The organism is Sphingomonas sp. ABOLG (assembly GCF_003950435.1).
GTDB classification, from domain to species: domain Bacteria; phylum Pseudomonadota; class Alphaproteobacteria; order Sphingomonadales; family Sphingomonadaceae; genus Sphingomonas; species Sphingomonas panaciterrae.
Window position 1 is genome coordinate 74492 of record NZ_QQWW01000006.1, and the last position, 25074, is coordinate 99565.

Annotated in this window: 28 protein-coding genes; 14 read left to right on the forward strand and 14 right to left on the reverse strand. The window is 66.6% G+C overall.

The window, feature by feature from the left end; translation table 11 throughout:
• Positions 1-14: 14 nt before the first annotated feature.
• The 7 genes from CA236_RS08875 (at position 15) to ribA (ending at position 5011) form a co-directional block, all read left to right on the forward strand.
• On the forward strand, positions 15-362 hold the full coding sequence (locus CA236_RS08875) for a hypothetical protein (protein WP_125945326.1): 348 nt from the start codon (positions 15-17) through the stop codon (positions 360-362).
• A 77-nt stretch (positions 363-439) separates the two neighbouring features.
• Positions 440-790, forward strand: a complete 351-nt coding sequence (locus tag CA236_RS08880) for a hypothetical protein (RefSeq protein ID WP_046409449.1) — start codon at positions 440-442, stop codon at positions 788-790.
• Between the two features lie 26 nt (positions 791-816).
• On the forward strand, positions 817-1311 hold the full coding sequence (locus tag CA236_RS08885) for an RES family NAD+ phosphorylase (protein WP_241212584.1): 495 nt from the start codon (positions 817-819) through the stop codon (positions 1309-1311).
• A gap of 160 nt (positions 1312-1471) precedes the next feature.
• Positions 1472-2200, forward strand: a complete 729-nt coding sequence (locus CA236_RS08890) for a TerC family protein (RefSeq protein WP_046409652.1) — start codon at positions 1472-1474, stop codon at positions 2198-2200.
• Between the two features lie 94 nt (positions 2201-2294).
• Positions 2295-2903, forward strand: a complete 609-nt coding sequence (locus CA236_RS08895) for an outer membrane lipoprotein carrier protein LolA (RefSeq protein WP_046409447.1) — start codon at positions 2295-2297, stop codon at positions 2901-2903.
• A gap of 264 nt (positions 2904-3167) precedes the next feature.
• Positions 3168-3950 (forward strand): exodeoxyribonuclease III, encoded by a 783-nt coding sequence (locus CA236_RS08900; protein ID WP_125945328.1) that lies wholly within the window; start codon positions 3168-3170, stop codon positions 3948-3950.
• Positions 3947-5011, forward strand: coding sequence for a GTP cyclohydrolase II (gene ribA / locus CA236_RS08905; protein WP_125945329.1), 1065 nt, complete (start codon positions 3947-3949; stop codon positions 5009-5011). Before CA236_RS08900 ends, ribA begins: the two co-directional genes overlap by 4 nt.
• Positions 5012-5047: 36 nt before the next feature.
• Here the strand turns inward: ribA and CA236_RS08910 are convergent, their stop codons facing one another.
• Entirely contained in the window at positions 5048-5728 is a 681-nt protein-coding gene (locus tag CA236_RS08910; protein WP_082102992.1) for an HAD family phosphatase, read from the reverse strand.
• Positions 5725-6402, reverse strand: a complete 678-nt coding sequence (locus CA236_RS08915) for a YggS family pyridoxal phosphate-dependent enzyme (protein WP_125945330.1) — start codon at positions 6400-6402, stop codon at positions 5725-5727. The genes CA236_RS08910 and CA236_RS08915 overlap by 4 nt, the downstream gene beginning before the upstream one ends.
• 76 nt (positions 6403-6478) lie before the next feature.
• On the opposite strand from CA236_RS08915, the gene CA236_RS08920 reads away from it, so the two are divergent.
• Positions 6479-6955, forward strand: a complete 477-nt coding sequence (locus CA236_RS08920) for a thiamine phosphate synthase (protein ID WP_125945331.1) — start codon at positions 6479-6481, stop codon at positions 6953-6955.
• A 39-nt stretch (positions 6956-6994) separates the two neighbouring features.
• On the opposite strand, the gene CA236_RS08925 is transcribed toward CA236_RS08920, so the two are convergent.
• Positions 6995-7702 carry a porin gene (locus CA236_RS08925; protein WP_241212585.1) on the reverse strand — a complete coding sequence of 236 codons (708 nt, stop codon included), beginning with the start codon at positions 7700-7702 and terminating at the stop codon, positions 6995-6997.
• Positions 7703-7906: 204 nt separating this feature from the next.
• On the opposite strand from CA236_RS08925, the gene CA236_RS08930 reads away from it, so the two are divergent.
• The 4 genes from CA236_RS08930 to holA are packed head-to-tail and all read left to right on the forward strand — an operon-like array spanning position 7907 to position 12387.
• The gene (locus CA236_RS08930) at positions 7907-8341 is read left to right on the forward strand and encodes a DUF3576 domain-containing protein (RefSeq protein ID WP_046409438.1); all 435 of its coding nucleotides are present in this window, start codon (positions 7907-7909) and stop codon (positions 8339-8341) included.
• 10 nt (positions 8342-8351) lie between these two features.
• Positions 8352-10874 carry a leucine--tRNA ligase gene (gene leuS, locus CA236_RS08935; protein WP_125945332.1) on the forward strand — a complete coding sequence of 841 codons (2523 nt, stop codon included), beginning with the start codon at positions 8352-8354 and terminating at the stop codon, positions 10872-10874.
• Positions 10871-11374 (forward strand): LPS assembly lipoprotein LptE, encoded by a 504-nt coding sequence (gene lptE / locus CA236_RS08940; RefSeq protein WP_125945333.1) that lies wholly within the window; start codon positions 10871-10873, stop codon positions 11372-11374. The genes leuS and lptE overlap by 4 nt, the downstream gene beginning before the upstream one ends.
• On the forward strand, positions 11371-12387 hold the full coding sequence (holA, locus tag CA236_RS08945; protein ID WP_125945334.1) for a DNA polymerase III subunit delta: 1017 nt from the start codon (positions 11371-11373) through the stop codon (positions 12385-12387). The genes lptE and holA overlap by 4 nt, the downstream gene beginning before the upstream one ends.
• Before the next feature lie 49 nt (positions 12388-12436).
• On the opposite strand, the gene CA236_RS08950 is transcribed toward holA, so the two are convergent.
• Genes CA236_RS08950 through CA236_RS08975 form a run of 6 tightly spaced genes read right to left on the reverse strand, consistent with a single transcriptional unit; the run spans position 12437 to position 17969 of the window.
• Entirely contained in the window at positions 12437-13342 is a 906-nt protein-coding gene (locus CA236_RS08950; RefSeq protein ID WP_125945335.1) for a ParB/RepB/Spo0J family partition protein, read from the reverse strand.
• Positions 13339-14121: an AAA family ATPase gene (locus CA236_RS08955; protein WP_125945336.1), complete on the reverse strand. Its 783-nt coding sequence runs from the start codon at positions 14119-14121 to the stop codon at positions 13339-13341. Before CA236_RS08955 ends, CA236_RS08950 begins: the two co-directional genes overlap by 4 nt.
• On the reverse strand, positions 14118-14738 hold the full coding sequence (gene rsmG / locus CA236_RS08960) for a 16S rRNA (guanine(527)-N(7))-methyltransferase RsmG (RefSeq protein ID WP_046409426.1): 621 nt from the start codon (positions 14736-14738) through the stop codon (positions 14118-14120). The genes CA236_RS08955 and rsmG overlap by 4 nt, the downstream gene beginning before the upstream one ends.
• Entirely contained in the window at positions 14735-16447 is a 1713-nt protein-coding gene (gene mnmG / locus CA236_RS08965) for a tRNA uridine-5-carboxymethylaminomethyl(34) synthesis enzyme MnmG (protein WP_241212586.1), read from the reverse strand. Before mnmG ends, rsmG begins: the two co-directional genes overlap by 4 nt.
• A 20-nt stretch (positions 16448-16467) precedes the next feature.
• Positions 16468-17733 (reverse strand): tRNA uridine-5-carboxymethylaminomethyl(34) synthesis GTPase MnmE, encoded by a 1266-nt coding sequence (mnmE, locus tag CA236_RS08970; RefSeq protein WP_125945338.1) that lies wholly within the window; start codon positions 17731-17733, stop codon positions 16468-16470.
• The gene (locus CA236_RS08975) at positions 17733-17969 is read right to left on the reverse strand and encodes a DUF6489 family protein (RefSeq protein ID WP_125945339.1); all 237 of its coding nucleotides are present in this window, start codon (positions 17967-17969) and stop codon (positions 17733-17735) included. The genes mnmE and CA236_RS08975 overlap by 1 nt, the downstream gene beginning before the upstream one ends.
• Positions 17970-18091: 122 nt before the next feature.
• Between CA236_RS08975 and CA236_RS08980 the strand changes: the two genes are divergently transcribed.
• Positions 18092-18793, forward strand: coding sequence for a dienelactone hydrolase family protein (locus CA236_RS08980; protein WP_125945340.1), 702 nt, complete (start codon positions 18092-18094; stop codon positions 18791-18793).
• 45 nt (positions 18794-18838) lie between these two features.
• Here CA236_RS08980 and CA236_RS08985 read toward each other — a convergent pair whose 3' ends face one another.
• From CA236_RS08985 to cysD, 3 genes are read right to left on the reverse strand one after another with little or no spacing between them, the layout of a single operon-like run.
• Positions 18839-19576, reverse strand: coding sequence for a 3'(2'),5'-bisphosphate nucleotidase CysQ (locus CA236_RS08985; protein ID WP_125945436.1), 738 nt, complete (start codon positions 19574-19576; stop codon positions 18839-18841).
• Between the two features lie 8 nt (positions 19577-19584).
• Complete coding sequence (gene cysN, locus CA236_RS08990) at positions 19585-21507, reverse strand: sulfate adenylyltransferase subunit CysN (RefSeq protein ID WP_125945341.1); 1923 nt, start codon at positions 21505-21507, stop codon at positions 19585-19587.
• Complete coding sequence (cysD, locus tag CA236_RS08995) at positions 21507-22415, reverse strand: sulfate adenylyltransferase subunit CysD (protein WP_046409415.1); 909 nt, start codon at positions 22413-22415, stop codon at positions 21507-21509. The genes cysN and cysD overlap by 1 nt, the downstream gene beginning before the upstream one ends.
• An 86-nt stretch (positions 22416-22501) precedes the next feature.
• Between cysD and CA236_RS09000 the strand changes: the two genes are divergently transcribed.
• Positions 22502-23494 (forward strand): hypothetical protein, encoded by a 993-nt coding sequence (locus CA236_RS09000; protein WP_125945342.1) that lies wholly within the window; start codon positions 22502-22504, stop codon positions 23492-23494.
• Here CA236_RS09000 and pdeM read toward each other — a convergent pair.
• Together pdeM and CA236_RS09010 are read right to left on the reverse strand one after the other, a co-directional pair.
• Positions 23448-24110, reverse strand: a complete 663-nt coding sequence (pdeM, locus tag CA236_RS09005; RefSeq protein ID WP_125945343.1) for a ligase-associated DNA damage response endonuclease PdeM — start codon at positions 24108-24110, stop codon at positions 23448-23450. The two genes, CA236_RS09000 and pdeM, sit on opposite strands and share 47 nt — an antisense overlap.
• Before the next feature lie 62 nt (positions 24111-24172).
• Positions 24173-25045 (reverse strand): MipA/OmpV family protein, encoded by an 873-nt coding sequence (locus CA236_RS09010; protein ID WP_052742548.1) that lies wholly within the window; start codon positions 25043-25045, stop codon positions 24173-24175.
• Positions 25046-25074: the final 29 nt, after the last annotated feature.

Genomic DNA, 25074 nt, shown 5'->3' on the forward strand with positions numbered 1-25074 from the left:
GCGGAGACGCCGCGATGGACGACCAGCTCGTCGAACTCGCCATCCTTGGCATCCTGGCCGAGCGGTCGGAGGTCTATCCGCCGTATCTCGTCAGTGAACTGCGTCGTCGTGCGCCGATGCTGCGCGTGGAACTCGTGGGCCCGGTGCTGGAGCGGCTGTGGCGGGAACGGCGCGTGGCCCGGCTGTGGCACCGCTATCTGCTTCCTGACCGCGTGCCGACGGTGCGCGCACGCTGGCTGTCGATGATCGAGCATAGTCGCACGAGCCGCGCCGCGCGTGAGGCGGCGGGCGCCGCTTATGATGATGGTCAGGCGCTGCTGCAGACATGGGATGGCTGGCGCATCGGCGCGGTGGACGCCTGACCGGCGCCCGCCCGAAATCTCCGGGTTAATTGAACCGAGGCACATAGTGATGCATATATGAGGCAAGGAGTGCACTCATGCTTGCCGCTTTCCTCGACGACATCCGCGACCAGGACCTGATTGCCCCCCGCCGCATGGCGGAGCGGCTGCGCCTGCCGATGTCGCGTCTGGCGAAGCTGGCACATCTGAACCGCAACACCATGGCGGCCCGTCCCGACAGCCCCGCCGTGCAGACGAAGCTGGGCGAGATTGCCCGCATCATCGCGCGCGCCGCGGAACTGGCGGGCGACGAGGGGCGGGCGATCATCTGGTTCAAGCATCAGCCGATCGCCGGCTTCGGCAAGACGGCGGAGGAACTGGTGGAGGCCGGCCGTGCCGATGCGGTCATGTGGACGCTCGAAAGCATGGATCAGGGTAGCTACGCCTGATCTCGCCCGGGCGATCGGACGCTCCCGTGCCGCACCAGCCGCTTCTCCCGCTCACCGGACGCTTCTGGCGCATGCTGGGGGTCCGGTGGCAGCGGCGCCCCTATGACAGTGGATCGCACCTGACCGGTGGCCGCTGGAATCCGGTCGGCACGCCGGCGCTGTACCTGTCGGCGGATTACAACACCGCGATTCAGGAGATGCACCAGGATCTGGTGCGCCCCGGAACGCTCATCGCCTTTGACGTCGCGGCGGATTCGATCGCTGATCTCGGGGACGCAGATCCGGCCATCACCCTTGCCTTGTGGCGGCAGATCCACATGATCGACCGCAAGACGCCGCCAAGCTGGGCGCTCGCGAGCAAGCTGATCGCCGAAGGGGCGCAAGGCGCGCTGGTTCCCTCGGCGCAGCATCGCGGTGGCCGTAACCTTGTGTTGTGGCGCTGGCACGACGCGACCGTCGCAGGAGAGGGCGCTCGCCTCACCCTGCTCGATCCGGAGCGCGCGCTGACCGGGCGTGACTGACGCCAAGCGCGGCTTTGTTCGTCCGCGACGTGCGGAGTGCCTCCTGATCGGCGGATATCAGCCGACGCTGGCGGACGCTGTTGCGCTGGGATAACGACGTGGCGCAACCGGGGCGGTTCAGGACCGTTCCACCACCAGCCATGCCGGAGCCATTGCGTTGATCCTCACTCTTCTTGCTCAAGCGGCTGCTGCCATACAGGGGCCCGGCTCGCTGGGTGACATCTGGCAGCATATCCTTGCCGATTTCTCGAACCTGTCCGAGCCTGCGGCGCTGGCCGCCTTCGGTCAGGTGCTGATGATCGATCTGGTGCTGGCCGGCGACAATGCGGTCGTCGTCGGGGCGCTCGCCGCGGGCCTGCCCGCCGAACAGCGCAAGAAGGTCATCCTGATCGGCATTATCGCCGCCCTCGTGCTGCGCATCGCCTTTGCGCTGGTGGTGACATGGCTGATGGGGATCGTCGGCCTGATCTTTGCCGGCGGCCTGCTGCTCTTGTGGGTCAGCTGGAAATTCTGGCGTGAATTACGGGCCGATTCGCACATCAACGCAGGCTCGGAAGAGATCGAGGGCGACGAGCGGTCGGGCCTCGCGCCCGCGCGGTCGTTCGCGTCGGCCGCCTGGGCGGTTGCCATTGCCGACGTGTCGATGAGCCTCGACAACGTTCTCGCCGTCGCGGGTGCCGCGCGCGAGCATCCCGGCATCCTCGTCGTTGGCCTGATCCTGTCGGTCGCGCTGATGGGGTTGGCCGCGAATTTCATCGCCCGCATCATCGGCCGCTATCGCTGGATCGCCTATATCGGCCTCGCCGTGATCGTCTTCGTTGCGTTCAAGATGATCTACGAAGGCTGGGTCGGCACGGGCGAGACGGTCGGCATCATCACCCTGTTCTGAGCCGCGATCGCTTCGGCTGACGGGAACCGGAGGGGGTTCACCACGCGTTCAACCCCTCCGGCCGATACGCCGCGCAGTGACCAACGGGAGAGTCATGGTGAAATTTGTGGTGCCATTTGCTGTTGCGGTCGTCATCGCTGCGCCCGCAGCCGCGCAATCGGGTGATCTGGCGCAGGTCCAGAACCATCTGCGCGCGGTCAACACGATGACGGCGAATTTCACGCAGACGGACCGCGCCGGCAAGACGGTCACCGGCACGCTGTCGCTCAAGAAGCCGGGCAAGATCCGCTTCCAATATGAAAAGAGCGTACCGATCCTGGTCGTCGGCGATGGCAAGGCGCTGACCTTCATCGACTATTCGGTGCGTCAGGTGCAGCGCTGGCCGATCACCAATTCGCCGCTCGGCGTGCTGATCAACCCGGATCGCGATATCAGCCGTTATGCCAAGGTGATCCCGGGCGCGGACCCCCGCGTGCTGTCGGTGGAGGGCTATGACCCCAAACACCCTGAATATGGTCGTATCACCATGGTCTTCGCGCGCGACGCGTCAGCCCCGGGTGGGCTCATGCTGCAGGGCTGGGTGACGCTCGACAGCCAGGGTAATCGCACGACCATCCGGCTCGATAATCAGCGCTTCAACGTGCCGGTGAGCGATGGAACGTTCCGCTGGAACGATCCACGGAGGACCAGCCCGCGCAGCTGATTGATTTAGATAGGTTCCGTTCATCTAGGCGACAGGTATGTGATTCTAGAACATGAGGTGCGGATGTGGGGCGATCCGGGATTTTCCCCCTGTTGCCCGGACAATGTTCCACACTCCCCCTGCGTGACGAACGCCAGGTCGGCCCTCGCTCCATGCCCCCGGAGCGAGGGCCTTTCCTTTTCCGCGCGTTCTACTCTCGCAGCGCGCCACGGGGCATCGGCCGATCGGTTGTGAGCGGCGCAGCCTCCCGCTACAGCCACTGGCGTGAAGATCGTCAGCTGGAACATCAATTCGGTTCGCTTCCGCCTCGACATCGTCGAGCAATTCCTTCGGGAGGCGGCGCCAGACATCCTGTGCCTTCAGGAAACCAAGGTCATCGATGCGGATTTCCCCACCGCCAGCTTCCGCGCGCTGGGCTATGATCATGTCCTGATTCACGGGCAGCGGATGCATCACGGCGTCGCGATCATCAGCCGCGTGCCGCTGGCCGAGGACGATCGTTTCGATTGGCAGGCCAATCGCGAGGCGCGCCATATCGGCGTTCGCCTGCCCAACGGGGTCCGGCTGGAAAATGTCTATGTGCCGGCCGGCGGCGACGTACCCGACCGGGAGGTGAACCCGAAGTTCGGCCAGAAGCTCGATTTCGTGCAGCGCATGACCGAATGGTCCGCCTCGCTCAACTGCCCGACTATCCTGACCGGCGATTTCAACATCGCGCCGCTGCCGTCCGACGTGTGGAGCCACAAGGCATTGCTCAAGGTGGTCAGCCATACGCCGGTGGAGGTCGAGGCGCTCGACAGGCTGCAGCAATCCAACAGCTGGGTCGATCTTGGCCGGCACTTCTACCCCGCCCCGGCGCGGCTCCATACCTGGTGGAGCTATCGCTCGCCCGACTGGACCAAGAATGATCGCGGCCGGCGCCTCGATCACATGTGGGCGACCAGCGATGTGGCTCAGGCGGCACGATCGCACCAGGTGTTCGAGGCGTGCCGCAGCTGGCTCAAGCCTTCCGATCACGTACCGATCATGACGGAGTTCGACTTTTGACCGGCGCGCGCCAGCCCGATCCCAAGGCGGCGGCGCGGGCGATTGACGCCCTCCGACGCGGGTGGCCGATCCGTATCGGTGCGCTTGCGCTTCTGCCGATCGAAACTGCCGATCCGCTGCGGCTGGAGGCCTTCGATCCCACGGCTGAGGCGCCCGTGCTGCTCTCCGCTGGCCGTGCGGAGACGCTGAAGCTCGCCAATCAGCGCGAGGCTGCCGTGCCCGACGCGCCGGTGCTGGTCGATCGTGCGCCATGGATTGATTTTGCCGGCGGCACTGCGCTGGCCGATCCGCAGCTTGATCTCGCGACGCCGCTGAAAGGGCCGTTCCGTGCAATCGAGGTGGTCTCCCCCGACGACGCACGCGCGGCGCTGCGGCTCGCGCGGGTCGCGGGGATGCTGCCGGCCTTCTTCGTCCGCCCGGATGGCCCGGCCGAGGTCACGCTGACCGCAGCAGATATCGAGGCGCACGAGGACGCGATACGCCTCAGCATCGCCGCGCGCGCCCGCCTGCCGGTCGCCCATGCCGAAGATGCCGAGATCGTCGCCTTCCGCACACCGGAGGGGCCGGGCGAACACGTCGCGCTGCTGATCGGCGCGCCCAACGGTCAGCCGCCGCTGGTGCGGCTGCACAGCGAATGCCTGACGGGCGACGCGCTGGGCAGCCTGAAATGCGATTGCGGGCCACAGCTCGACGCCGCGTTGAAGGCGATCGCCCAGGCCGGCTGGGGCATCCTCCTCTACCTGCGGCAAGAGGGGCGGGGGATCGGCCTCGTCAACAAGCTGCGCGCCTATGCGCTGCAGGATCAGGGCTTCGACACGGTCGACGCCAACACCCGCCTCGGCTTCGCGATTGACGCGCGCGATTTCGGTGTCGCGGCGCGGATGCTCGACCTGCTCGGCCAGCGCGACATCCGGCTGCTGACCAACAACCCCGGCAAGGTGCAGGGGCTGGAGGCGCATGGCATCAAGGTGGTCGAGCGGGTGCCGCATTTCCTGCCGACCAACCCGCACAACGAACATTACCTCGCCACCAAGCGCGACCGGACTGGCCACCAGCTCTGACCGATACGGCGTAGGCGCGCCGCGGTGCTGGCGGGCTTACGCGCTCGCCGGCAGGCCGAGCACGCGGCGGACGCCCTCGAAATCGTGCGCGATCGTGTGGACGCCAATCTTGCGCAGCCGCTCGTCATGCCCAAGCGCGCAATGGCTGCCGGCGCACAGGCCAATCACATGTGCACCGCTGGCGACCGCGCCGGTCGCGCCAACGGGCGAATCCTCCAGAATCACGCAGCGTTCGATCGGCACGCCCAGCTGCGCCGCGCCATGCAAATACAGGTCGGGCGCCGGCTTGCCGCGGGCGACATGCTCTCCGCCGGAATATAGATGATCGCCGAACACATCCTCCAGCCCCAGGTGGCGCAGGTGCGTGCTGATCCACCGTGTCGAGCTGGACGAGACAACCGCCTTGGGCAGGTCGGCCGGCAGCGATCGAACAAAGGCAACCGCCCCGACGACCTCTTCGACGCCTTCCAGCAGGACGCGCTCATTCTCGGCCAGGCGCGCCTCGTTCCAATTGGCGGGCAGCGGGCCGCCGATGAAATCCTCCACCCGGTTGAGGAAGTCCTGGCCGGCCAGCCCCATGAAGCGGGCCATCGATTCCTCCGGCGTGATCGGGTGGCCGTTCGCCGTCAGGAAATCGGCGATATGCTTGTTGCCGAGAAACTCGCTCTCGATCAGCACGCCATCGAAATCGAACAGCAGCGCGTCAAAATCGATCATGCGGCCGCCTCCGGCTGGGTGCGGGCGCCGAACAGTGCCGCCCCGATGCGCACATGGGTCGCGCCGATCATCACCGCCGTCTCGAAATCATCCGACATCCCCATGCTGAGGCCTGTTAGTCCTTCCTCACGCGCCAGCTTTGCCAAGAGCGCGAAATAAGGCGCGGCATCGACCCCGACCGGGGGAATGCACATCAACCCGGCGACCGGCAGGTCTGCCTGCCGCGCCTCGGCAAGCAGCGCGGGCAGGTCGTCGATCGCGCACCCGCCCTTTTGCGGCTCCTCGCCGATATTCACCTGAACGAAGCAGGGCAGACGACGATCCTGCGCATCCATCGCGCGGCTCAGCGCGCCGACCAGTGAGGATCGGTCGACGGCGTGGATCACGTCGGCCAGTGCCACGGCATCGGCCGCCTTGTTCGATTGCAGCTGGCCGATCAGGTGCAGCGTGACGTCGGGAAATTGCTCGCGCAGCGCCGGCCATTTGGCGGCCGCTTCCTGCACCCTGTTCTCACCGAAATGGCGCTGGCCGGCCTCCAGCAGTGTCACGATGGCCTCGGCGCCGTGTGTTTTGGAAACGGCGATCAGCGTCACATCGCTTGCCTTGCGGCGGGCGAGCTTGGCGGCGTGCGCGATGCGGGTGGTGGTCGCGGCGAGACGGTCGTCGGCGTGCATCGCCCGCGCTATAGGCAGGCGGATGCCGCGCCGCCAGCCTGTCCCGACCACCCGGCCGATTCCCAGCATCTGGTTGATGACGGACGAGCGGATGGGGAAGCGGCTGTGGCACGCCGTCCAACGCCTGCCGCGCGGGGCAGGGATCGTCTTTCGCCATCATCGCACCCCGCTGGCGCAGCGGCGGCGGCTGTTCGCCCGCCTGCTGCGGCTGGCGCGGTCGCGCGGGCTTGTACTGGTGCGCGCCGGCGAGGTGGCATTGCCGGGCGAGATGGGGGTGCATCGCGGCACGTCCGGGGCGTTCGTCACCTGGCCGGTCCATAATCGGCACGAAGCACGCGCCGCGCGCTGCGCTGGCGCTGCAATCGCCTTCGTATCGCCGGTCTTCGCCACGCGCTCCCACCCGGGCGCGCGGGGGTTGGGGATGGCGCGTGCGGCAGCGCTAGCCCGCGCCTTGCCGATGCGGCGGATCGCGCTTGGCGGCATGGACGCGCGCCGTTTCCGACAAAGCGCAGATTTCGATGGCTGGGCGGCGATCGACGCCTGGCTGGACTGATCAGCGAGTCATCGCGACGTAACCCACGCCGCGCGATCGTCAGAAGCGGAAGGCGGTGCCCAGGTAGACGGCCTGGCTGTCGCGGCGATCGTCGTTGAAGCGGGCGAGCCGCTCACGTTCCGACTTGTAGCGCACGCCGGCGGTCAGATCGATGTTGCGGGTCAGCGAATAGGAGCCGCCCACATCCAGCGAGTAGCTCGGCGCTTCCTCGACCATCTGCGTCGCGGTGCCCGGCAGCGGACGATCCGCCGCTGCCTTCACCCGGCCGGTGAAGCGCGGCATCGAATAGCTGACCGACAGATCGGCCGCCTCGCGGCTGCCCGGCTGCCCGGCCAGATCGATCTTCGCCACGTCACCCGTCACGGCGAACCGCTTCCAGCCCACCGATACGCCAAGGTTGTAGGCGACCGGCACCAGGCCGACGGTCGGCGCGGCCGCGGTGGTCCGCGCGGCATCGGCAACCTGCGTCGAGCGGGCACGCACCGCCACCGTCACCGGGCGGTTGCCCTGACGATTCTCGGACGGGGTGAAACGGAACTGGCCATCGGCAAGGCCGCTGCGCGCAAAGGCGGCGGCAAGGCGCGGATCGGCCGCGGCAGGCGTAAAGCCACCCACCGAACGGGTCGCCGACGGACGCTTGGTCGTGGTGCGATCAAGCTCGGACGCACCCATCGCCGGCGCAACGACGAGCGCCGAGGCGACAAGCGCCACGACAGACCCACCAATTAGCGCACGAACAGCGATCACGAATCCCTCCGACCCTTGCAACGCAACTAACACGATTCGTTCGCACGCCGCCATGCTGGCTTGTTGCTTTTGGGACGAGTGTTGCACGCTTTCCACACTATGCGCGACGAATGGACTGGGCGATGCGTCGGTTCCGTGAACTTGCGGGCAATGGGTCGCCTCTGTAGAGGTCGATGTCACCAGTTTTCCATCAGGACGATGCCCATGTTCCGCCCGTTGCGTTCCGCGCTGGTCGTTTGCGCTGCCCTTGCCGTTGTGGGCTGTGGCGGTGGCCGGCAGAAGGTTTCCACCGATCTTGCTGCCAGCCGTGTCACCACGATCGGCGTGAACAGCTATCTGTGGCGCGCCTCGCTCGACACGCTCAGCTTCATGCCGCTGCTGCAGACCGACTCAAACGGCGGCGTCATCGTCACCGACTGGTATGTGAACCCGCAGACGCCCAATGAGCGGATGAAGGTCACGGTCACGATCCTCGACCAGGATCTGCGCGCCGATGCGGTGCGCGTCGCGGCGCTGAAGGAGGTCAACCAGGGTGGACAGTGGGTGGCGGCACCCGTCACCGCGGCTACCACGCAGAAACTGGAAGACATAATCCTGACCCGGGCGCGCGACTTGCGGCGTGCGTCCTCGCTGAACTGATCCAGCCATCATGAGCCAGCGTTTCAACGCGCTTTCCGTCGACGCCCGCTGGCAGCGGGTGTGGGATGAGCGTCGCACTTTTGCCGCCAACGATTCCTCGCCGAAGCCCAAGAGCTATGTTCTTGAGATGTTCCCCTATCCGTCGGGGCGCATCCACATGGGCCATGTACGCAATTACACGATGGGCGACGTGCTCGCCCGCTTCCGCCGCATGAACGGCATGGAAGTGCTCCATCCGATGGGGTGGGACGCCTTCGGCATGCCGGCGGAAAATGCCGCCATGGAAAAGGGCGTGCATCCGGGCGGCTGGACGCGTGACAATATCGCCACGATGAAGGCGCAGCTGAAGCGGCTGGGCTTCGCGCTCGACTGGACGCGCGAATTCGCCACCTGCGACCCCGAATATTACGGCCACGAACAGGCGATCTTCCTCCGCTTCCTTGAGGCGGGCTTAGTCTATCGCCGCGAAAGTGCGGTGAACTGGGACCCGGTCGACATGACCGTCCTCGCCAATGAGCAGGTGATCGATGGGCGCGGCTGGCGCTCGGGCGCGCTGGTCGAAAAGCGCAAGCTCAACCAGTGGTTCCTGAAGATCACGGCCTTTGCCGAGGATCTGCTGTCCGGCCTCACCGACCTGAAGGACTGGCCCGAAAAGGTCCAGCTGATGCAGGAAAACTGGATCGGCAAGAGCCAGGGGCTCACCTTCCGCTTCGCGCTGACCGATGCGGCCGGCACGGGCGAGGGCGTCGTTGAGGTCTATACCACCCGCCCGGACACGATCTTCGGCGCAAGCTTCGTCGCGGTCGCGGCGGATCACCCACTGGCGCAGTCGGTGGCGGCTGGCGATCCCGCCGCGCAGGCGTTCATCGAGGAATGTCGCCGTGGCGGCACCACTGCGGCCGAGCTGGAAACGCAGGAGAAGAAGGGCTTCGACACCCGCTACAAGGCCGCGCATCCCTTCGATCCGACGATCCAGCTACCGGTGTATATCGCGAACTTCGTGCTGATGGATTACGGCGTCGGCGCGGTGTTCGGGGTTCCCGCGCACGACCAGCGCGATTTCGAGTTTGCCACCAAGTACAAGCTGCCGATCCGCCGCGTCGTCTCTGAAGGGACGAAGGATTCGCCCGAATTCCACGAGACGGAGGCCTATACCGGCCCTGGCACGCTGGTGAATTCGCACTTCCTCGACGGCATGGACATCGAGGATGCGAAGCGTGAGGTGATCCTGCGCGCCGAGGCTGGCGGCTGGGGCGAGGGGACCACGGTCTACCGCCTGCGCGACTGGGGCATCAGCCGCCAGCGTTACTGGGGCACGCCGATCCCGATCATCCATTGCGCCGGTTGCGGCGCCGTGCCGGTGCCGCTCGATCAGCTGCCGTTGAAGCTGCCTGAGGATGTCAGCTTCGCGGTGCCTGGCAACCCGCTCGATCGCCATCCGACCTGGAAGCATGTCGCTTGCCCCTCGTGCGGCAAGGATGCCGTGCGGGAGACCGACACGCTCGATACGTTCGCGGATTCCTCCTGGTATTTCATCCGCTTCGCCAGTCAGCCGGACGACAAGCCGTTCGACAAGGCGGTGGCTGAGCAGTGGTTGCCGGTCGGGCAGTATATCGGCGGCGTGGAACATGCGATCCTCCACCTGCTCTATGCGCGTTTCTGGACGCGCGCCTTGCAGCATGTCGGAATGATTGATCTCGCTGAGCCATTCGCCGGCCTGTTCACCCAGGGCATGGTGACTCACGAGACCTACAAGTCTTCCGACGGCCGCTGGCTGTCGCCGGGCGAGATCGAGGACGGGATCGAAGTATCGACGGGGCAGCCGGTCACGGTGGGCCGCGTCGAGAAGATGTCCAAGTCGAAGAAGAACACCGTCGATCCCGAACCGATCGTCGATCAATATGGCGCCGACGCGGTGCGCTGGTTCATGCTGTCGGATTCGCCGCCCGAGCGCGATCTGGAGTGGAGCGAGAACGGCATCGAGGGCGCGTGGCGCTTCATCCAGCGACTGTGGCGTCTGGTCGCCTCAGAGGGCGGTGGGAGCGCTGCTGACGGCGGCGAGGACATCGGCCTGCGCAAGACCGCGCACCGCACCGTGAAGGGCGTGGCAGACGCCATTGAGGGGCTGCAGTTCAACAAGGCCGTGGCGCTCATCTACACGCTCGCCAACGCGATCGAGAAGGCGGCGCCGTCGCAGGACCGCAGCGACGCGCTCGCGACGCTGCTGCGCATCGTCGCACCGATGGTGCCACATCTGGCCGAGGAGGCCTGGGCCGCGCAGGGCGGCGAGGGGCTGATCGCCGATGTCGCCTGGCCGACTGTTGACCCGGCGCTGCTCGTCGATGACGAAGTGACCGTCGCGGTGCAGGTCAATGGCAAGCTCCGCGACACGATCCTGCTGCCAAAGGGCACGCCGCGGGAAACCGCCGAGGCTCAGGCGCTCGCCTCCGAAAAGGTGGCCCGCTTGCTCGAGGGCAAGCCGCCGCGCAAGGTGATCGTGGTGCCCGATCGCCTGGTGAACATCGTCGCATGAGGCGGCTGCTGCCCCTCGCTGCGGCGCTCATGATGCTGGGCGGATGCGGCCTCAAGCCGCTCTACTCCGGCGGCAGCGCCAGCCCGGCCGCACAGGTCCTGGGCGAGATCGAGATCGTGCCGATGGAGGGGCGCGCCGGCTGGCTGCTGGCCAATGCGCTGCGTGAACGGATGAGCGTCGTCCCGGCATCGGCCAGCCCGCGCTACCGGCTGCAGATCGCGCTCGACGACCAGATCACTGGCCTTGCCATCCGCCGCGACGATTCGGTCGCGCGGGAGCGGCGCACGCTCCGTGCACGCTACCAGCTGGTGGAGGTCGGCAACGACGGCGTGGTGCTCGACGCCACGGCCGGCTCAGACGCAGGCATTGACGTCGTCGGTTCGGACTATGCCACGATTGCCGCTGAGGCCACGGCGCTTGAACGCCTCGCCGATGTGGTCGCGGATCAGATCATCACGCGGATTTCGGTATCCGTGGGGCAGAACGCCGCCAAGCAATGAAGGCGACCGAAGCCCGCCTCAAGGCGGCCCTGGATCGCCCGCCTGCCGACATCCGGCTCTATCTCCTGTTCGGCCCGGACGAGGCGGGGGCGACCGCGCTCGCCGACCGGCTGCCCCGCGCGCTCGGCCCCGATGCCGAGCGGATCGATCTCGACGGCGCCACGCTGCGCAGCGACCCGGCGCGACTGGTCGACGAAGCCGCCTCGCTGTCGCTGTTCGGCACGCCGCGTCATATTCGGGTCAGCGCCGCTGGCGAGGAGAGCCTGGCGGCCGCTACGGCGCTGCTGGAGGCCGATCGCGTCGCCAACCCGGTGGTGATAATCGCCCCCGCGCTGAAGGCCAGTTCGAAGCTCAGCAAGCTCGCGCTCGACTCACCCGCCGCTCTGGCACTCGCCTGCTACGTCCCCGGCGCCGATCAGATGGAGTCGATCGCCAATGACCTCGCGCGTGAGGTCGGGTTACGGCTCGGTCCGGGCGTCGCGCGCCGCCTCGCAGCCGCCGGGGGAGGTGACCGGGCGGTGATCGCGCGCGAGATCGAGAAACTCGCCCTGTACCTCGACGCCGCTCCCGATCGTCCCGCCGCCTGCGAGCAGGACGCGCTCGATGCCGTCGGCGCTGACCTCGGCGATGCCGACATGGGCGACGTGGTTGCTGCGCTCGTCGCCGGGCGACCGGCCGAGCTTGGTGAAGCGCTCCGTCAGCTCGACGAGGCCGGCATATCGTCAATCCCCTGGCTTCGTGCGCTTGCCCGCCGGCTGGCCACGCTCGCCGAAATGAAGGCCGAGGTTGCGGGGGGCGATGACGTCGGCAGCGTGATGAAGCGGCACCGCGTGTTCTTCAAGGAAGAGGCGGCCACCAGCGCGGCGTTGCGCCAATGGTCGCCCGCGGCGCTCGCGCGGGCGATGGTGCTGGTACGCGAGGCGGAGCGCGCCGTAATGGCAGGCGGCGGCAGTGCGGGCGACGTGGTCGCCAGCCAGGCGATGCTTACGCTCGCACAGCGCCTTCGCGGCTAGTCACGGGGCAGGGCAGTGCCAGTCCGTCGCTGGCGCGTACCCGACAGGATCAGATCGGCTCGCCGCTCAACCGCTGGCAAATCATGTCGAGCTGATCGAGCGTCGAATAATCGATCGTCAGCGACCCGCCATTGGGGCTGTAGGTGATCCGCACGCGCACACCCAGCAGGTCGCCCAATTGCCGCTCCAGCGCGGCGACATCGGCATCACCGCTCGCCGAGGAGCCACCAGCACTCGCGCGGTTGCCGGGCTTGCGCGTCGTCGCTGGCTTGGCCGATTGCGCCAGTTTCTCGGTCTGCCGTACCGACAGCCCCTTGGTCACCACCTGATCGGCCAGCGCCTCGGGGTCAGGCGCGCCGATCAGCGCACGGGCGTGGCCCATGCTCAGCGTACGATCGACCACGCGCGCCTGGACGGTCTTCGGCAGGTCCAGCAGCCGCAGCAGGTTCGCGACATGGCTGCGCGACTTGTGCACCGTCTGCGCCAGCACTTCCTGTGTATGGCCGAATTCGTCGACCAGCCGGCTGTACGCCTCTGCCTCTTCGATGGCATTCAGGTTCTGCCGCTGGATATTCTCCACCAGCGCGATCTGCAGCGTTTCACTGTCGGTATAGTCGCGGACGACCACCGGCACTTCGTGCAGCCGTGCACGCTGCGCCGCGCGCCAGCGCCGCTCACCCGCGACAATCTGATAGGTATGGCCATGTGGCCGCACCACGATCGGCTGGATGATGCCGCGTTCCGCGATCGACGCGGCCAGTTCGTCGAGCGCATCCTCGTCGAAATGTCGCCGCGGCTGCTCCGGGTGGGGGGCGATCGCGCTGACGGGGATCATTCGCACGCCCGCGGGCGGCCCGCCCTCGGTCGCGGTCGGGGAATCATCACGGGCGATATCGCCGAGCAGGGCCCCCAGACCCCGGCCCAGCCCGCCGCGGGCGCGCTTGGTATCGGTCATGCGGCCACCTCGCTGGCATGCGGCAACCGGGCAATCAACTCCCGCGCTAGGGCAATATAGGCTTGCGATCCGCTGCACCGGTGATCGTAGATCAGCGCGGGCAGGCCGTGGCTGGGCGCTTCGGACAGTCGTACGTTGCGCGGGATCACCGTCTCGAACACCACCTTGCCCAGCACGGCGCGCACGTCCGCCGATACCTGCTCGGTCAGCCGGTTACGCCGATCATACATCGTCAGCGCGACGCCGATGATCGCCAGTGCCGGATTGAACCTGGCACGGATCCTCTCGACCGTCGTCAACAGCTGGCTGAGACCCTCCAGCGCGAAGAACTCGCACTGCAACGGCACCAGCAGCGAATCCGCCGCCACCATCGCATTGATCGTCAGCAGCCCGAGGGAGGGGGGGCAGTCGATCAACGCAATGTCCCAGCGCGGCGGCGCTGCGTCGAGCGCGCGGTGCAGGCGATGAGTCCGGTTTTCCAGCTCGACCAGTTCGATCTCTGCGCCGGACAGGTCAACCGTCGCCGGCAGCACGTCGAGCCGCGGAACGCCCGTCGCGACGACGGCGCTTTCCACCGGCGCCCGATCCACCAGCACATGATAGCTCGATGCAGCGCGCTGCGCCTGAGTGATCCCCAGCCCCGTCGAGGCGTTACCCTGCGGATCAAGGTCGATCAGCAGGACGCGCTTGCCCGTCGCGGCCAGCGCGGTCGCCAGATTGATCGCCGACGTTGTCTTGCCAACCCCGCCCTTCTGGTTGGCCACTGCGATGCGGATCATCGCCGTTCCTTCACATTTGTCACGACGACGATGCCGGAGGCAGGGTCGGTGATGCTCTGTTCCACGTGGAACAATCCCGCGAAGCGGCGCTGCGCTTCCTTGACCTCAGTGGTGGCCGATTGTCCCTTGGGTAGCAAGTAAAGCGTGCTCATCGACGCCAGATGCGCCGTGGATTGCAACAATTCCGCTAACGAGGCGACCGCCCGCGCAGAAATCACCGCGGCTTTGGGCTCGGCGACGCGCTCGACCTTCGCCTGCTGAACCGTGACGCGCGCTGTCAGACCCTCTTGCTCGATCACGCCCCGCAAGAAGTCTGCCCGCATCCGGCGGGGTTCGATCATGACGACAGGCCGATCACTCGCCAGCGCGACGACCATGCCTGGGAAACCCGCGCCCGTGCCGACGTCAATCCACGTCCCGTCATGCTTATCGGCCAAGGGAAGCAGCTGCGCGGAATCGAGGAAATGCCGGTTCCACAAGGAGTCGAGCGTCGGCCGGGCGACCAGATTCTGTCGCTCGCTCTCCGCGCGGACAATATCGGCAAACCGCTCAAGCCGCGGCATCGCTGCGTCACCAACGATCGCACGGACCGCGGCGCGTGCTTCTTCCTCGTTCATCGCTGCGCTGCCTTCGCATCAAGCCACAAGGCGGTGAGGGCGGCAGGGGTGACCCCGCGCACGCGCGACGCCTCACCCAGCGTACGCGGCCGCGCTGCCCGGAGCCGCTCGCGCATCTCGTTCGACAGGCCGGCAATCCGGTCCAGCGCCACATCGCTGGCGATCACGATCTTCTCGTCCTTCTTCATCCGCGCAATCTCCGCCGCCTGCCGTTCGAGATAGGGGGCGTAGCGAACGTCCTCCTCATGCTCGCGGATCAGGTCAGCGTCGATCGCGCCGTCTGCGTCTGCCTCGCCACTGCGGAGCTGAGCGCGCTGCGCCATGCGTGTCGCGACATGACGCTGCCGCCGTGGGGACAGCAGCCCCAGCCGCTCCGCTTCCCCGCTCAGCCGCGCCTCGGCATTGTCGGCGCGCAGTGCAAGACGATATTCGGCCCGCGCCGTCAGCATGCGATAGGGTTCGCTGATGCCTTGCAGGACCAGATCGTCGATCATGACGCCGATATAGCTGGCGGTCCGATCCGGCTGGAAAGGCGTTAGATCAAGCGCAGCAGCGGCCGCATTGGCCCCCGCCACCAGTCCCTGTGCGGCGGCCTCTTCATAGCCGGTGGTGCCATTGATCTGGCCAGCCAGGAACAGGCCCTTCAGCTGCGGCAGCGCTAACGTGGCGTCGAGCGCGCGTGGGTCGATGTGATCATATTCGACCGCATAGCCGTGCATGGTGATCCGCACGTCTTCAAGCCCCGGCACACTCCGAATGAACGCGTCCTGCACATCGGTCGGGAGCGAGGTGGAGATGCCGTTGGGATAAACGGTGGCATCATCGAGTCCCTCGGGCTCAAGGAAGATCTGATGCCCGTCGCGATCGCCAAAGCGCCGGATCTTGTCCTCGATCGACGGGCAATAGCGTGGACCCAGGCCCTCGATCGCACCGGTCTGCAGCGGTGAGCGATGCAGATTGTCACCGATGATCGCATGCGTTTCACCGGTGGTACGGGTGATGGCGCAGGCAAGCTGCGGAAGGCGGCGGCCGTGCGTCATGGGCGACATCGTCCAGGGATCGACGTCCGATGGCTGTGGTTCGAGCCGCGCCCAGTCTATCGTGCGGCCGTCAAGGCGGGGAGGGGTGCCGGTCTTCAGCCGCCCCATCGGCAGCCCCAATTCGCGAAGCTGCGTAGCCAGCGGCAGTGCTGCCGCCTCGCCGACGCGACCACCGGTTTCCTGCACCTCGCCACGAAAGATCCGCCCACCAAGGAACGTGCCGGTCGCCAGGACGACCGCGCCGGCTGAAATGGTCGTGCCGTCGGCAAGCGTAACGCCGGTCACGCGGTCACCCTCCAGGCGAAGCGCGACCGCGTCGCCACCAACGATCGTTACGCCGGCCTGGTCAGCCAACATCGTCCGGATGGCGGCGGAGTAGAGCTTACGATCGGCCTGAATTCGCGGTCCCTGAACCGCCAGTCCCTTGCTGCGGTTGAGCATCCGATGGTGGATGGCCGCAGCATCGGCCGCTCGTCCCATCAGGCCGTCAAAGGCGTCTACCTCGCGAACAAGATGACCCTTGCCCAACCCGCCGATCGACGGGTTGCACGACATGGCGCCGATTTTGCCAGGATCATGGCTGACCAGCGCGACCCGGGCGCCGCGTCGGGCAGCCGCGGCCGCGGCTTCTGTCCCGGCGTGTCCACCCCCGATGACGATAACATCCATGGATTGTTCCACGTGAAACATCACTTTCCAACACAGAAGCGCGCGAACAGTGCATCGAGCATGGTCTCGGTGGCGTCGACCCCAAGCAGACCGGCGAGCGCGCGCGTTGCCGTTCGTACCTCTTCTGCGCGCAACAGCAAGTCGTCGCTGTTTAGTGAAGCGACAAGCGCGCGGTGCGCGGCGTCAATCGCGCGGCGCTGTTCCACGTGGAACGTCGCCTCCGCTCCACCGCCCAACACAGCATCAGCCCGGCGCTCGATCTCACCCCACAGACGGTCGATGGTCGCCGGATCATAGACCGACGTGGGTATAGCGCCCCTCGGCGCGTCTTCCCGGCGGTCGGCCTGAGCGAAGACACGGATCGCACGTTCGCTGTCCTCAGTCCCCGCGAGGTCCAGAATGATGTCCGCCGAAGCCAGCGCGGCGCGTGCGCGCTCGATCCCGATCCGCTCGATCGGATCATCCGTCTCCTCCCGCAACCCGGCCGTATCGATCAGCGTATAGGCCCGCCCACGACGAACGACCTGCGCCTCAACCCGGTCGCGCGTCGTCCCGGCAATCGGCGAGACGATCGCCGCCTCACGCCCGATCAGCGCATTGAGCAGCGATGATTTGCCCGCATTTGGCGGGCCGACCAGAACGATGCGAATACCATCGCGATATCGCTCGACCGATGGACGGGCGAGAACCCCCGCCAGCTTATCCGCCAGCGCTCTGGTTTCCGCATCAATCCGAACGGTATCGACCGCCTCGACATCATCCTCATCGTCGAAGTCGATCGTCGCCTCGATCAGCGCGCCGATACGCGCAAGCTCGGCCATCCACTGCGCGACCAATCGGCTGACCACACCATCGGCGCTGTCCATCGCCAGCCGCCGCTGCTGCTCGGTTTCCGCTTCGAGAAGATCGGCAATCCCCTGCGCCTGGATCAGGTCGATCCGACCATTGGCCAGCGCCCGCCGCGTGAACTCGCCAGCCTCCGCCGGCCGCAGTCCCGGTTGCTCACTGAGCGCGCGCTCTACCGCTGCAACGACCGCTCGCCCGCCATGCAGGTGCAGCTCGACCAGATCCTCCCCAGTGGCGGTCCGTGGTCCCGGAAACACCAGGACCAGCGCTTGATCCAGCACCAGCCCATCATGGCGCAGCGTGCGCAATGCTGCGGTCCGAGGCGCGGGCAGGGGGCCCGCAAGCGTCTTTGCTGCCACTATGGCGCTCGGCCCGCTGACCCGCAGCACGGCGATGGCGGCCGGCGGGCGGCCGCTCGATACGGCAAAGATCGTGTCCATCAGCCGCCGGGCTTGGAGCCCGCCTCGAACATGCTGCGCCAGAAATTGGCCCCGGTCTCACCCATGGGCGCCCAGTTGCGCATCAATCCCTCCAGCACCTCCGGCGCCACGGCCTTCTGCTCCAGCGATTGCTGCAACAACGCGACGTAGCGGTCGTGCAGCGGCGACAGGTCCGGCAGCCCCATGGCGCGGCGCGCTTCTTCCGGAGAACAATCCACCTCAATGCTGATCTTCATGGCCGCCTCCGCTTGAGCCGTGCTGCGGGGAGCGATAGCGTCACCCGTGCACCATCTATGCCCGCTCTGCCGCTGCCGTCGCAACTGCGGGAGCGGGCTGCATCACAAGGAGAAGGATTTTCATGGGTCAGATGATCGACATCACCGCGCTGAACAATGAGGGCAGCTTCAAGGCCTATCGCGCCGATCCGGCTGGCACGCCGACCGCTGCCATCATCGTCATCCAGGAAGTGTTTGGCGTGAACCCGGGCATCCGGCAAAAGTGCGATCGCCTGGCAGAGCAGGGCTATCTCGCCATCGCGCCCGATCTGTTCTGGCGCATCGCGCCGGGCGTCGAGCTGAACCCGGACATTCCCGAAGAGTTGCAGCGCGGACTCGACCTGTTCGGCCAGTTCGATCAGGACGCTGGCATTCGCGACATCGAAGCGACCATCCACGCAACCCGGTCGCTGCTCGGCGGGTCGGGCAAGATCGGCGCGGTCGGCTATTGCCTCGGCGGGCGCCTGGCGTTCATGACCGCCTGCCGCACCGATATCGATGCCAGCGTCGGCTATTATGGCGTCGGCATCGATGGCCTGCTGGGTGAGAAGCACGCCATCGCCAACCCGGTTCTCCTCCATATAGCCGGCGAAGACGGCTTCGTTGACAAGGCCACCCAGCAGAAGATGCACGAGGGGCTGGACGATCACCCCAAGGTCACGCTGTACGACTATCCGGGTGAGGATCACGGCTTCGCGACCGAAATGGGCGACCGCCGCTCGCCGGCTGCTGCTGATCTCGCGGATCAACGCACGGCCGATTTCTTCGCCGAACATCTGAAGTAATCGGCACCCGCCTCCTCCGCCACGCGCGGGGGAGGCGCCTTTCGCTCAGCGGGCGTTGATCTCGCGGACCAGCGCCAACACCTCGCCGGCCAGTTCTTTCTGGCAGATCAGCAGATCGGGCAGGTACACATCCTCCTGATTGTACCGCAGCGGGCTGCCGTCGATGCGCGAACAATGCAGGCCGAAAGCGGCCGCCACAGCCACCGGGGCGGCCGAATCCCACTCAAATTGTCCGCCCGAATGCAGGTATATATCCGCTTCCCCCTGCACCACGGCCATCGCCTTCGCCCCGGCTGACCCCATCGGCACCAGCGTCGCGCCAAGCCGCTCGGCCACCGCCACCGCCTCGGGCGCGGGCCGGGTGCGGCTCACCAGCATCCGTAGCGGGGACGCCGGGGGAGGGACCGCCGCCGGCTGATCCGATCGCAGAACCAGCCCGGCGTCGGGCAGCGCCACCGCCCCGATCGCGGCGACACCATCGATCGCCAACGCGACATGCACCGCCCAGTCGTGCCGCGCTTCGCCATATTCGCGCGTCCCGTCGACCGGATCGACGATCCAGGTGCGGCGCTTGGTCAGCCGCTCGCCATCACAGCTCATCTCTTCCGACAGCAGGCCATCGTCGGGTCGCGCATGGCGGATCGCCTGGACAAGGAACTGATTGGCGGTCTGGTCGCCTGCCTTGCCCAGCGCCTGCGGGCTGAACACCGTGGCACCGCGCACCGCCAGCAGGATCTGCCCGGCCGTCTCGGCAAGGTGGGCGGCGAGCGCGGCGTCGGTCATGGCGTTGGTCACGGGATGATCCTGGCAATGATGAGGTCCGCTGCTTCTTCGGGCGTCATCGCCGTCGTGTCGATGCGGATCTCGGGATCCTCCGGCGGCTCATAGGGGCTGTCGATGCCGGTGAAGTTCGCCAGCTGCCCGGCGCGCGCCTTGGCATACAGGCCCTTCACATCGCGTCGTTCCGCTTCCGCGAGCGGGGTGTCGATATGCACTTCGATGAACTCGCCCGGCTGCATCATCTGGCGCACCATTTCCCGCTCGGCGCGGAAGGGGGAGATGAAGGCGGTGACGACGATCAGCCCGGCATCGGTCATCAACCGCGCGACTTCACCCACCCGGCGGATATTCTCCACCCGGTCGGCGTCGGTGAACCCCAAATCCTTGTTCAACCCGTGGCGGACGTTGTCACCGTCGAGCAGGAAGGTGTGGCGGTTCATCCGCACCAGCTTCTTCTCGACCAGATTGGCGATGGTCGATTTGCCCGCCCCGGACAGGCCGGTGAACCACAGTACCACCGGCTTCTGGTTCTTCAGCGCGGCCAGCGTCTCGCGGCTGACGTCGGTCGGCTGCCAATGGATGTTCTGCGATCGCCGCAGGCTGAAATGCAGCATCCCCGCCGCCACCGTGGCGTTGCTCAGCTTGTCGATCAGGATGAACCCGCCCAGCGCGCGGCTGTCGGCATAGGGTTCGAATACCAATGGCTTGTCGGTGGAAAGATTCGCGACCCCAATCGCATTCAGGTCCAGCGTCTTGGCCGCCAGCTGCTCGAGCGTGTTGACGTTGACCTGATATTTGGGCGCCTGCACCGTTGCGCTGACGGTCTGCGTGCCCAGCTTCAGCCAATAGGCGCGGCCGGGCAGCATGTCCTCATCCGCCATCCAGACGATCGTCGCTTCGAACTGATCGGCGACTTGCGGCGGATCACCTGCGGCGGCGATCACGTCGCCGCGCGAACAATCCACCTCGTCGGCCAGCGTCACCGCGACTGATTGGCCCGCGACCGCTTGGTCCAGATCACCGTCCAGCGTCACGATCCGCGCGATCGCGCTTGTCTTGCCTGACGGAAGGATGCGTACCGGATCACCCGGTCGCACAACGCCCGCGGCGATCTGCCCGGCGAACCCCCGGAAATCGAGATTGGGCCGGTTGACCCATTGCACCGGCAGGCGAAGCGGCCGCGCCTGGTCCGCCTCAGCATCGATCGGCACCGCCTCCAGATGCGCGATCAGCGGCGGCCCGCTGTACCAAGGCGTCTGGTCGGACGCGGCGGTGATATTGTCGCCACGAAAGCCCGAGATTGGAATGGCAGTAAACCCATCGATGCCGATGGTCGTCGCGAACGCCTGATAATCCGCAACGATCGCGTCGAACACCGACTGGTCATAGTCGACCAGGTCCATCTTGTTCACCGCCAGCACCAGGTGCCGGATGCCGATCAGATGCGCGAGATAGGAATGCCGCTTGGTCTGCGTCAGCACGCCCTTGCGCGCATCGACCAGGATCACCGCCAGATCGGCGGTGGAGGCACCTGTCACCATGTTGCGGGTATATTGTTCATGCCCCGGCGTGTCGGCGACGATGAACTTGCGCTTCTCGGTCGCGAAGAAACGGTAAGCGACGTCGATCGTGATGCCTTGTTCGCGCTCTGCCGCCAGCCCATCGACCAGCAACGCGAAATCGATTGCGTCGCCCTGCGTCCCGACGGTGCGTGAATCCTGTTCCAGTGCGGCCAGCTGATCCTCGAAGATCATCTTCGAATCGTACAGCAGCCGCCCGATCAGCGTCGACTTGCCATCGTCGACCGACCCGCAGGTGATGAAGCGCAGCAGCGACTTGTTCTGATGCTGCGCCAGATAGGCATGAATGTCGTCGGCGATCAGCCGATCCGCCTGATAGGAAGGCGCCGCCGGCGCCACTGACTGCGACGCCATCAGAAATACCCCTCCTGCTTCTTCTTCTCCATACTTGCCGCGCCGCCATCCTTGTCGATCGCGCGGCCCTGCCGTTCGCTGGTGGTGGTCAGCAGCATCTCTTGGATCACATCTTCCAGTGTCGCCGCCTCGCTCTCCACCGCGCCCGTCAGCGGGTAGCAGCCCAGGGTGCGGAAGCGGATCGATCGTTCGACCGGCACTTCGCCGTCGCGCAGCGGAAAGCGATCATCATCGACCATCAGCAGCATGCCGTCGCGCTCGACGGTGGGTCGTCGCTCGGCGAAATAGAGCGGCACGATCGGAATGTCGTTCAGCTGGATGTACTGCCAGATATCTAGCTCGGTCCAATTGGAGATCGGAAAGACCCGGATCGATTCACCACGTGCCTTGCGGGTGTTGTAGAGGTTCCAGAGCTCGGGGCGCTGGTTCTTCGGGTCCCAGCGGTGATTGGCCGAGCGGAAGGAAAAGACCCGCTCCTTGGCCCGGCTCTTTTCCTCATCCCGCCGCGCGCCGCCAAAGGCGACGTCGAAGCCATATTGATCCAGCGCCTGCTTCAACCCTTCCGTCTTCCACATGTCGGTGTGCAGCGGGCCGTGATCGAACGGATTGATCCCGCGTGCTTCCGCCTCGGGATTGCGGTGGACCAGCAACTCCATGCCGCTCTCGCGCGCCATGCGATCGCGCAGCGCGTACATCGCCTTGAACTTCCACGTCGTGTCGACATGCAGCAGCGGGAACGGCGGCGGGGCAGGGTGGAACGCCTTGCGCGCGAGATGCAGCATGACCGCCGAATCCTTGCCGACCGAATAGAGCATCACCGGCCGCTCACTCTCCGCCACCACCTCGCGCATGATGTGGATCGATTCGGCCTCCAGCCGCTCGAGGTGGGTCAGTGTCCGCGCCGTCATCGAAAATCCCCGCAACGCCAATCCGGCTGACCTGCAACATGGCCGCGGCAGGGTGACACGGCACCTCCCATGTGGGAGGGTATAATATGGCGATTACCCGCCCCGACGAAACCGACCTCTTGTTGCCGCTGCACGACGGCGCGCATGAGCAGGCACCGTTCACCCTCTTCCTCCAGCGGCTGAAGCGCCGCGTACGCGCCGATCAGGCCGCGCTGGCGGTGCGTGCGGGGCAGGGGGAATGGCGCTGGCTCGGCTCAAGGATCGCTCCGCCGCCTGATCAGGATCATCTCACCGCCTTGCGGGCGCACCGCGTCTATGCGGAGGAGGAAGGGGGCTACGCGCGGCTGATCCGCGTCGATGAACCCGGCGGTGCCGCTGCGGTGCTCGTGATTCGCCGTACGCAGCCTGATTTCAGCGCGGCCGACGGCGCCCTTCTCGCCCGCCTCGCACCGCATCTCGCGACCGCGCTGCGCACGCGTGCGGCACTCGATCATGCCGCCACCACCGCGACGGTGGTCGAGCGGGCGGTCTCCGCCGGCCGGATCGCCTGGGCGTCGTTCGGTGCCGATGGACGCCCCCTTGCGCGCTCGGATGTCTTTGCCGCGCGGGGCGGCGCCTTCTGGCCAATAGCGGCCGACGTTACCGCCTGCGTGGCCGAACGCAGGCCAATGGTCGTCCGTTTGCGGCCAAATGAGGCCGCGGCGATGCTGCTCATTCCGCTCGATCTGCCCCGGACGCCGCTCGCCACCGCCCCCGTGGCGCTTGGCCTAATGGCGCTCAACGCAGGACCTGGGGTTGATGCCCAACCGGCGCTGCTCGCGGCATTGTTCGGCCTCACCGGCAGCGAGGCGCGCCTGGCGGCCGCAATCGCCGCCGGCGCCACCCTGTCCGACGCCGCGACGCAGCTCGGCCTGACGATCGAAACGACGCGTAACTATTCCAAGCGCCTGTTCGCCAAGACGCGCACGCGCGGCCAGGTCGATCTGGTCCGCTTGATCGGCGCCAGCCCGGCGCGCTTCGCGCTGGGCCCGTTTACGCCGCCAGCGGAAAGCGAAGAAGGCGGTTCTCGACCGGAATAAGCGCCTGTGCCGAACGCCCTACCGCCCGCACGATCTCCGGATGGTCGACGTCCAGCCCCCCGGTCAGTGCGCCGAAGGCCGGCAGGATCAGCTTGTGGCTCGCCGCGACGAAGCAGCGTCGCGACACCAATTTGCCACGGATCCGGATCCGCAGCTTGGGGTGAAAGTGGCCCGACAGCTCGGGTCGCGTCTCGCTCAGCGTCGCTTCGTGCCGCAGCACCAGCCCGTCCACCACCGCCTCGTCCATCACCTCGCCGCCGCAGCGATCAACGCCGTGCGGATCGTGATTGCCGGTGATCCACGTCCATTGCGTCGCGCTGGTCAGCGACCGCAGCATGTCCTGCGCCCGCTGCGGCAATCGCGCGCATCCTTCCGGATCGTGGAAGCTGTCGCCCAGACACCAGACCTCCCGCGCGCCGGTCTCTTCCACCAGCGCGGTCAGGTCCGCCAATGTGACGAAGCTGTCGTACGGCGGCAGCATCTGCCCGGCGCGCGCGAACCAGCTCGCCTTTTCCAGATGCAGATCGGCGACCAGCAGGGCGCGCCGCGCGGGCCAGAATATCGCACCGTGGGGCAGGGGCGTCAGGTCATGCCCGCCGAACGAAAGGTGAACCATTGCCACCCTATGCGCCACCGGCCGCGGCGGATCAACGGGTGGCGCGGCGGCTCAGGCAAGTTTTAGAACGTGTAGGCCAGTCCCAGCACGCCCAGCCATTGATTGCGCGAACCCGCGATGCTGACGATCGGACTGTCACCCACATCGTTGATCAGCTTGCGATAGGTCACGCCGCCTACCACCTTGAATCCGCTCAGCAAGTCGCCGGTGATGGAATGGGTGCCGACCGCGCCGACGGTCCAGCTCTTCCAGCCGCCGCGACCACGGAAGGCGGGAAGGCCGCTCGCCGCCACCTGGCTGGGCGCGACGTCGAAATAGGTGCTAAGATATTTGGTCTCGACCCGCTCGGCCGACCCGAACAGCGCCACCGCCGCCCTTGTCGACAGCGGCGTGAAATAGTTGATCGTCGGCTGCCAGATGCCGCTCTTGTGCACGCCGGTGACGTCGTGGCGGTAGCTGACCGACAGCGAAATCTTGTCGTACGGGCTGGTGATGACGCCCGTCTTGCCAACGCCGACGAACCCGCCGAGCTCAAGCGCCGTGGCGCGCGTGCCCAGCGCGCGGACGCGCGGGTCATCGATGCTCGACCGCTTGGTGCGCATGAAGTTCAAAACGCCGATGGGTCCGGCCTGAAAGTCCCAGCTGGGGCCGGGCTGGCTCGGGATCAGATCGGCGTTGGCGCGATTGCCCAGCACCTGGAAATTGATGCCGCTCACCGTCCCGATCACGCCGGGGACGGGGGTGAACTGATAATCGTTGGAGCCTTCGTAATCCGGCATGTAGCCGGCGCCGAGACCGACGGTGATCGCATCGCCCCCTGCACGATCGGCGAGCGCGGCAGCGGGGTCCGCGGCGGGTGCGCTGTCCTGCGCGGCAGCGATGGTCGGGAACATGGAAAGAGCGGCAGCGAGGCCGAACAGGCATTTGGCGGTCACGGAAAACGTCCCCTAATGGTCCGCACCGT

Coding starts and splice junctions, on each gene's coding strand:
- CA236_RS08875 (WP_125945326.1), top strand. CDS start 15: ATGGACGACCAGCTCGTCGAACTCGCCATCCTTGGCATCCTGGCCGAG.
- CA236_RS08880 (WP_046409449.1), top strand. CDS start 440: ATGCTTGCCGCTTTCCTCGACGACATCCGCGACCAGGACCTGATTGCC.
- CA236_RS08895 (WP_046409447.1), top strand. CDS start 2,295: ATGGTGAAATTTGTGGTGCCATTTGCTGTTGCGGTCGTCATCGCTGCG.
- CA236_RS08910 (WP_082102992.1), bottom strand. CDS start 5,728: ATGATCGATTTTGACGCGCTGCTGTTCGATTTCGATGGCGTGCTGATC.
- CA236_RS08915 (WP_125945330.1), bottom strand. CDS start 6,402: ATGCACGCCGACGACCGTCTCGCCGCGACCACCACCCGCATCGCGCAC.
- CA236_RS08920 (WP_125945331.1), top strand. CDS start 6,479: ATGACGGACGAGCGGATGGGGAAGCGGCTGTGGCACGCCGTCCAACGC.
- CA236_RS08930 (WP_046409438.1), top strand. CDS start 7,907: ATGTTCCGCCCGTTGCGTTCCGCGCTGGTCGTTTGCGCTGCCCTTGCC.
- leuS (WP_125945332.1), top strand. CDS start 8,352: ATGAGCCAGCGTTTCAACGCGCTTTCCGTCGACGCCCGCTGGCAGCGG.
- lptE (WP_125945333.1), top strand. CDS start 10,871: ATGAGGCGGCTGCTGCCCCTCGCTGCGGCGCTCATGATGCTGGGCGGA.
- holA (WP_125945334.1), top strand. CDS start 11,371: ATGAAGGCGACCGAAGCCCGCCTCAAGGCGGCCCTGGATCGCCCGCCT.
- CA236_RS08950 (WP_125945335.1), bottom strand. CDS start 13,342: ATGACCGATACCAAGCGCGCCCGCGGCGGGCTGGGCCGGGGTCTGGGG.
- CA236_RS08955 (WP_125945336.1), bottom strand. CDS start 14,121: ATGATCCGCATCGCAGTGGCCAACCAGAAGGGCGGGGTTGGCAAGACA.
- rsmG (WP_046409426.1), bottom strand. CDS start 14,738: ATGAACGAGGAAGAAGCACGCGCCGCGGTCCGTGCGATCGTTGGTGAC.
- mnmG (WP_241212586.1), bottom strand. CDS start 16,447: ATGGATGTTATCGTCATCGGGGGTGGACACGCCGGGACAGAAGCCGCG.
- mnmE (WP_125945338.1), bottom strand. CDS start 17,733: ATGGACACGATCTTTGCCGTATCGAGCGGCCGCCCGCCGGCCGCCATC.
- CA236_RS08975 (WP_125945339.1), bottom strand. CDS start 17,969: ATGAAGATCAGCATTGAGGTGGATTGTTCTCCGGAAGAAGCGCGCCGC.
- CA236_RS08980 (WP_125945340.1), top strand. CDS start 18,092: ATGGGTCAGATGATCGACATCACCGCGCTGAACAATGAGGGCAGCTTC.
- CA236_RS08985 (WP_125945436.1), bottom strand. CDS start 19,576: ATGACCGACGCCGCGCTCGCCGCCCACCTTGCCGAGACGGCCGGGCAG.
- cysN (WP_125945341.1), bottom strand. CDS start 21,507: ATGGCGTCGCAGTCAGTGGCGCCGGCGGCGCCTTCCTATCAGGCGGAT.
- cysD (WP_046409415.1), bottom strand. CDS start 22,415: ATGACGGCGCGGACACTGACCCACCTCGAGCGGCTGGAGGCCGAATCG.
- CA236_RS09000 (WP_125945342.1), top strand. CDS start 22,502: ATGGCGATTACCCGCCCCGACGAAACCGACCTCTTGTTGCCGCTGCAC.
- pdeM (WP_125945343.1), bottom strand. CDS start 24,110: ATGGTTCACCTTTCGTTCGGCGGGCATGACCTGACGCCCCTGCCCCAC.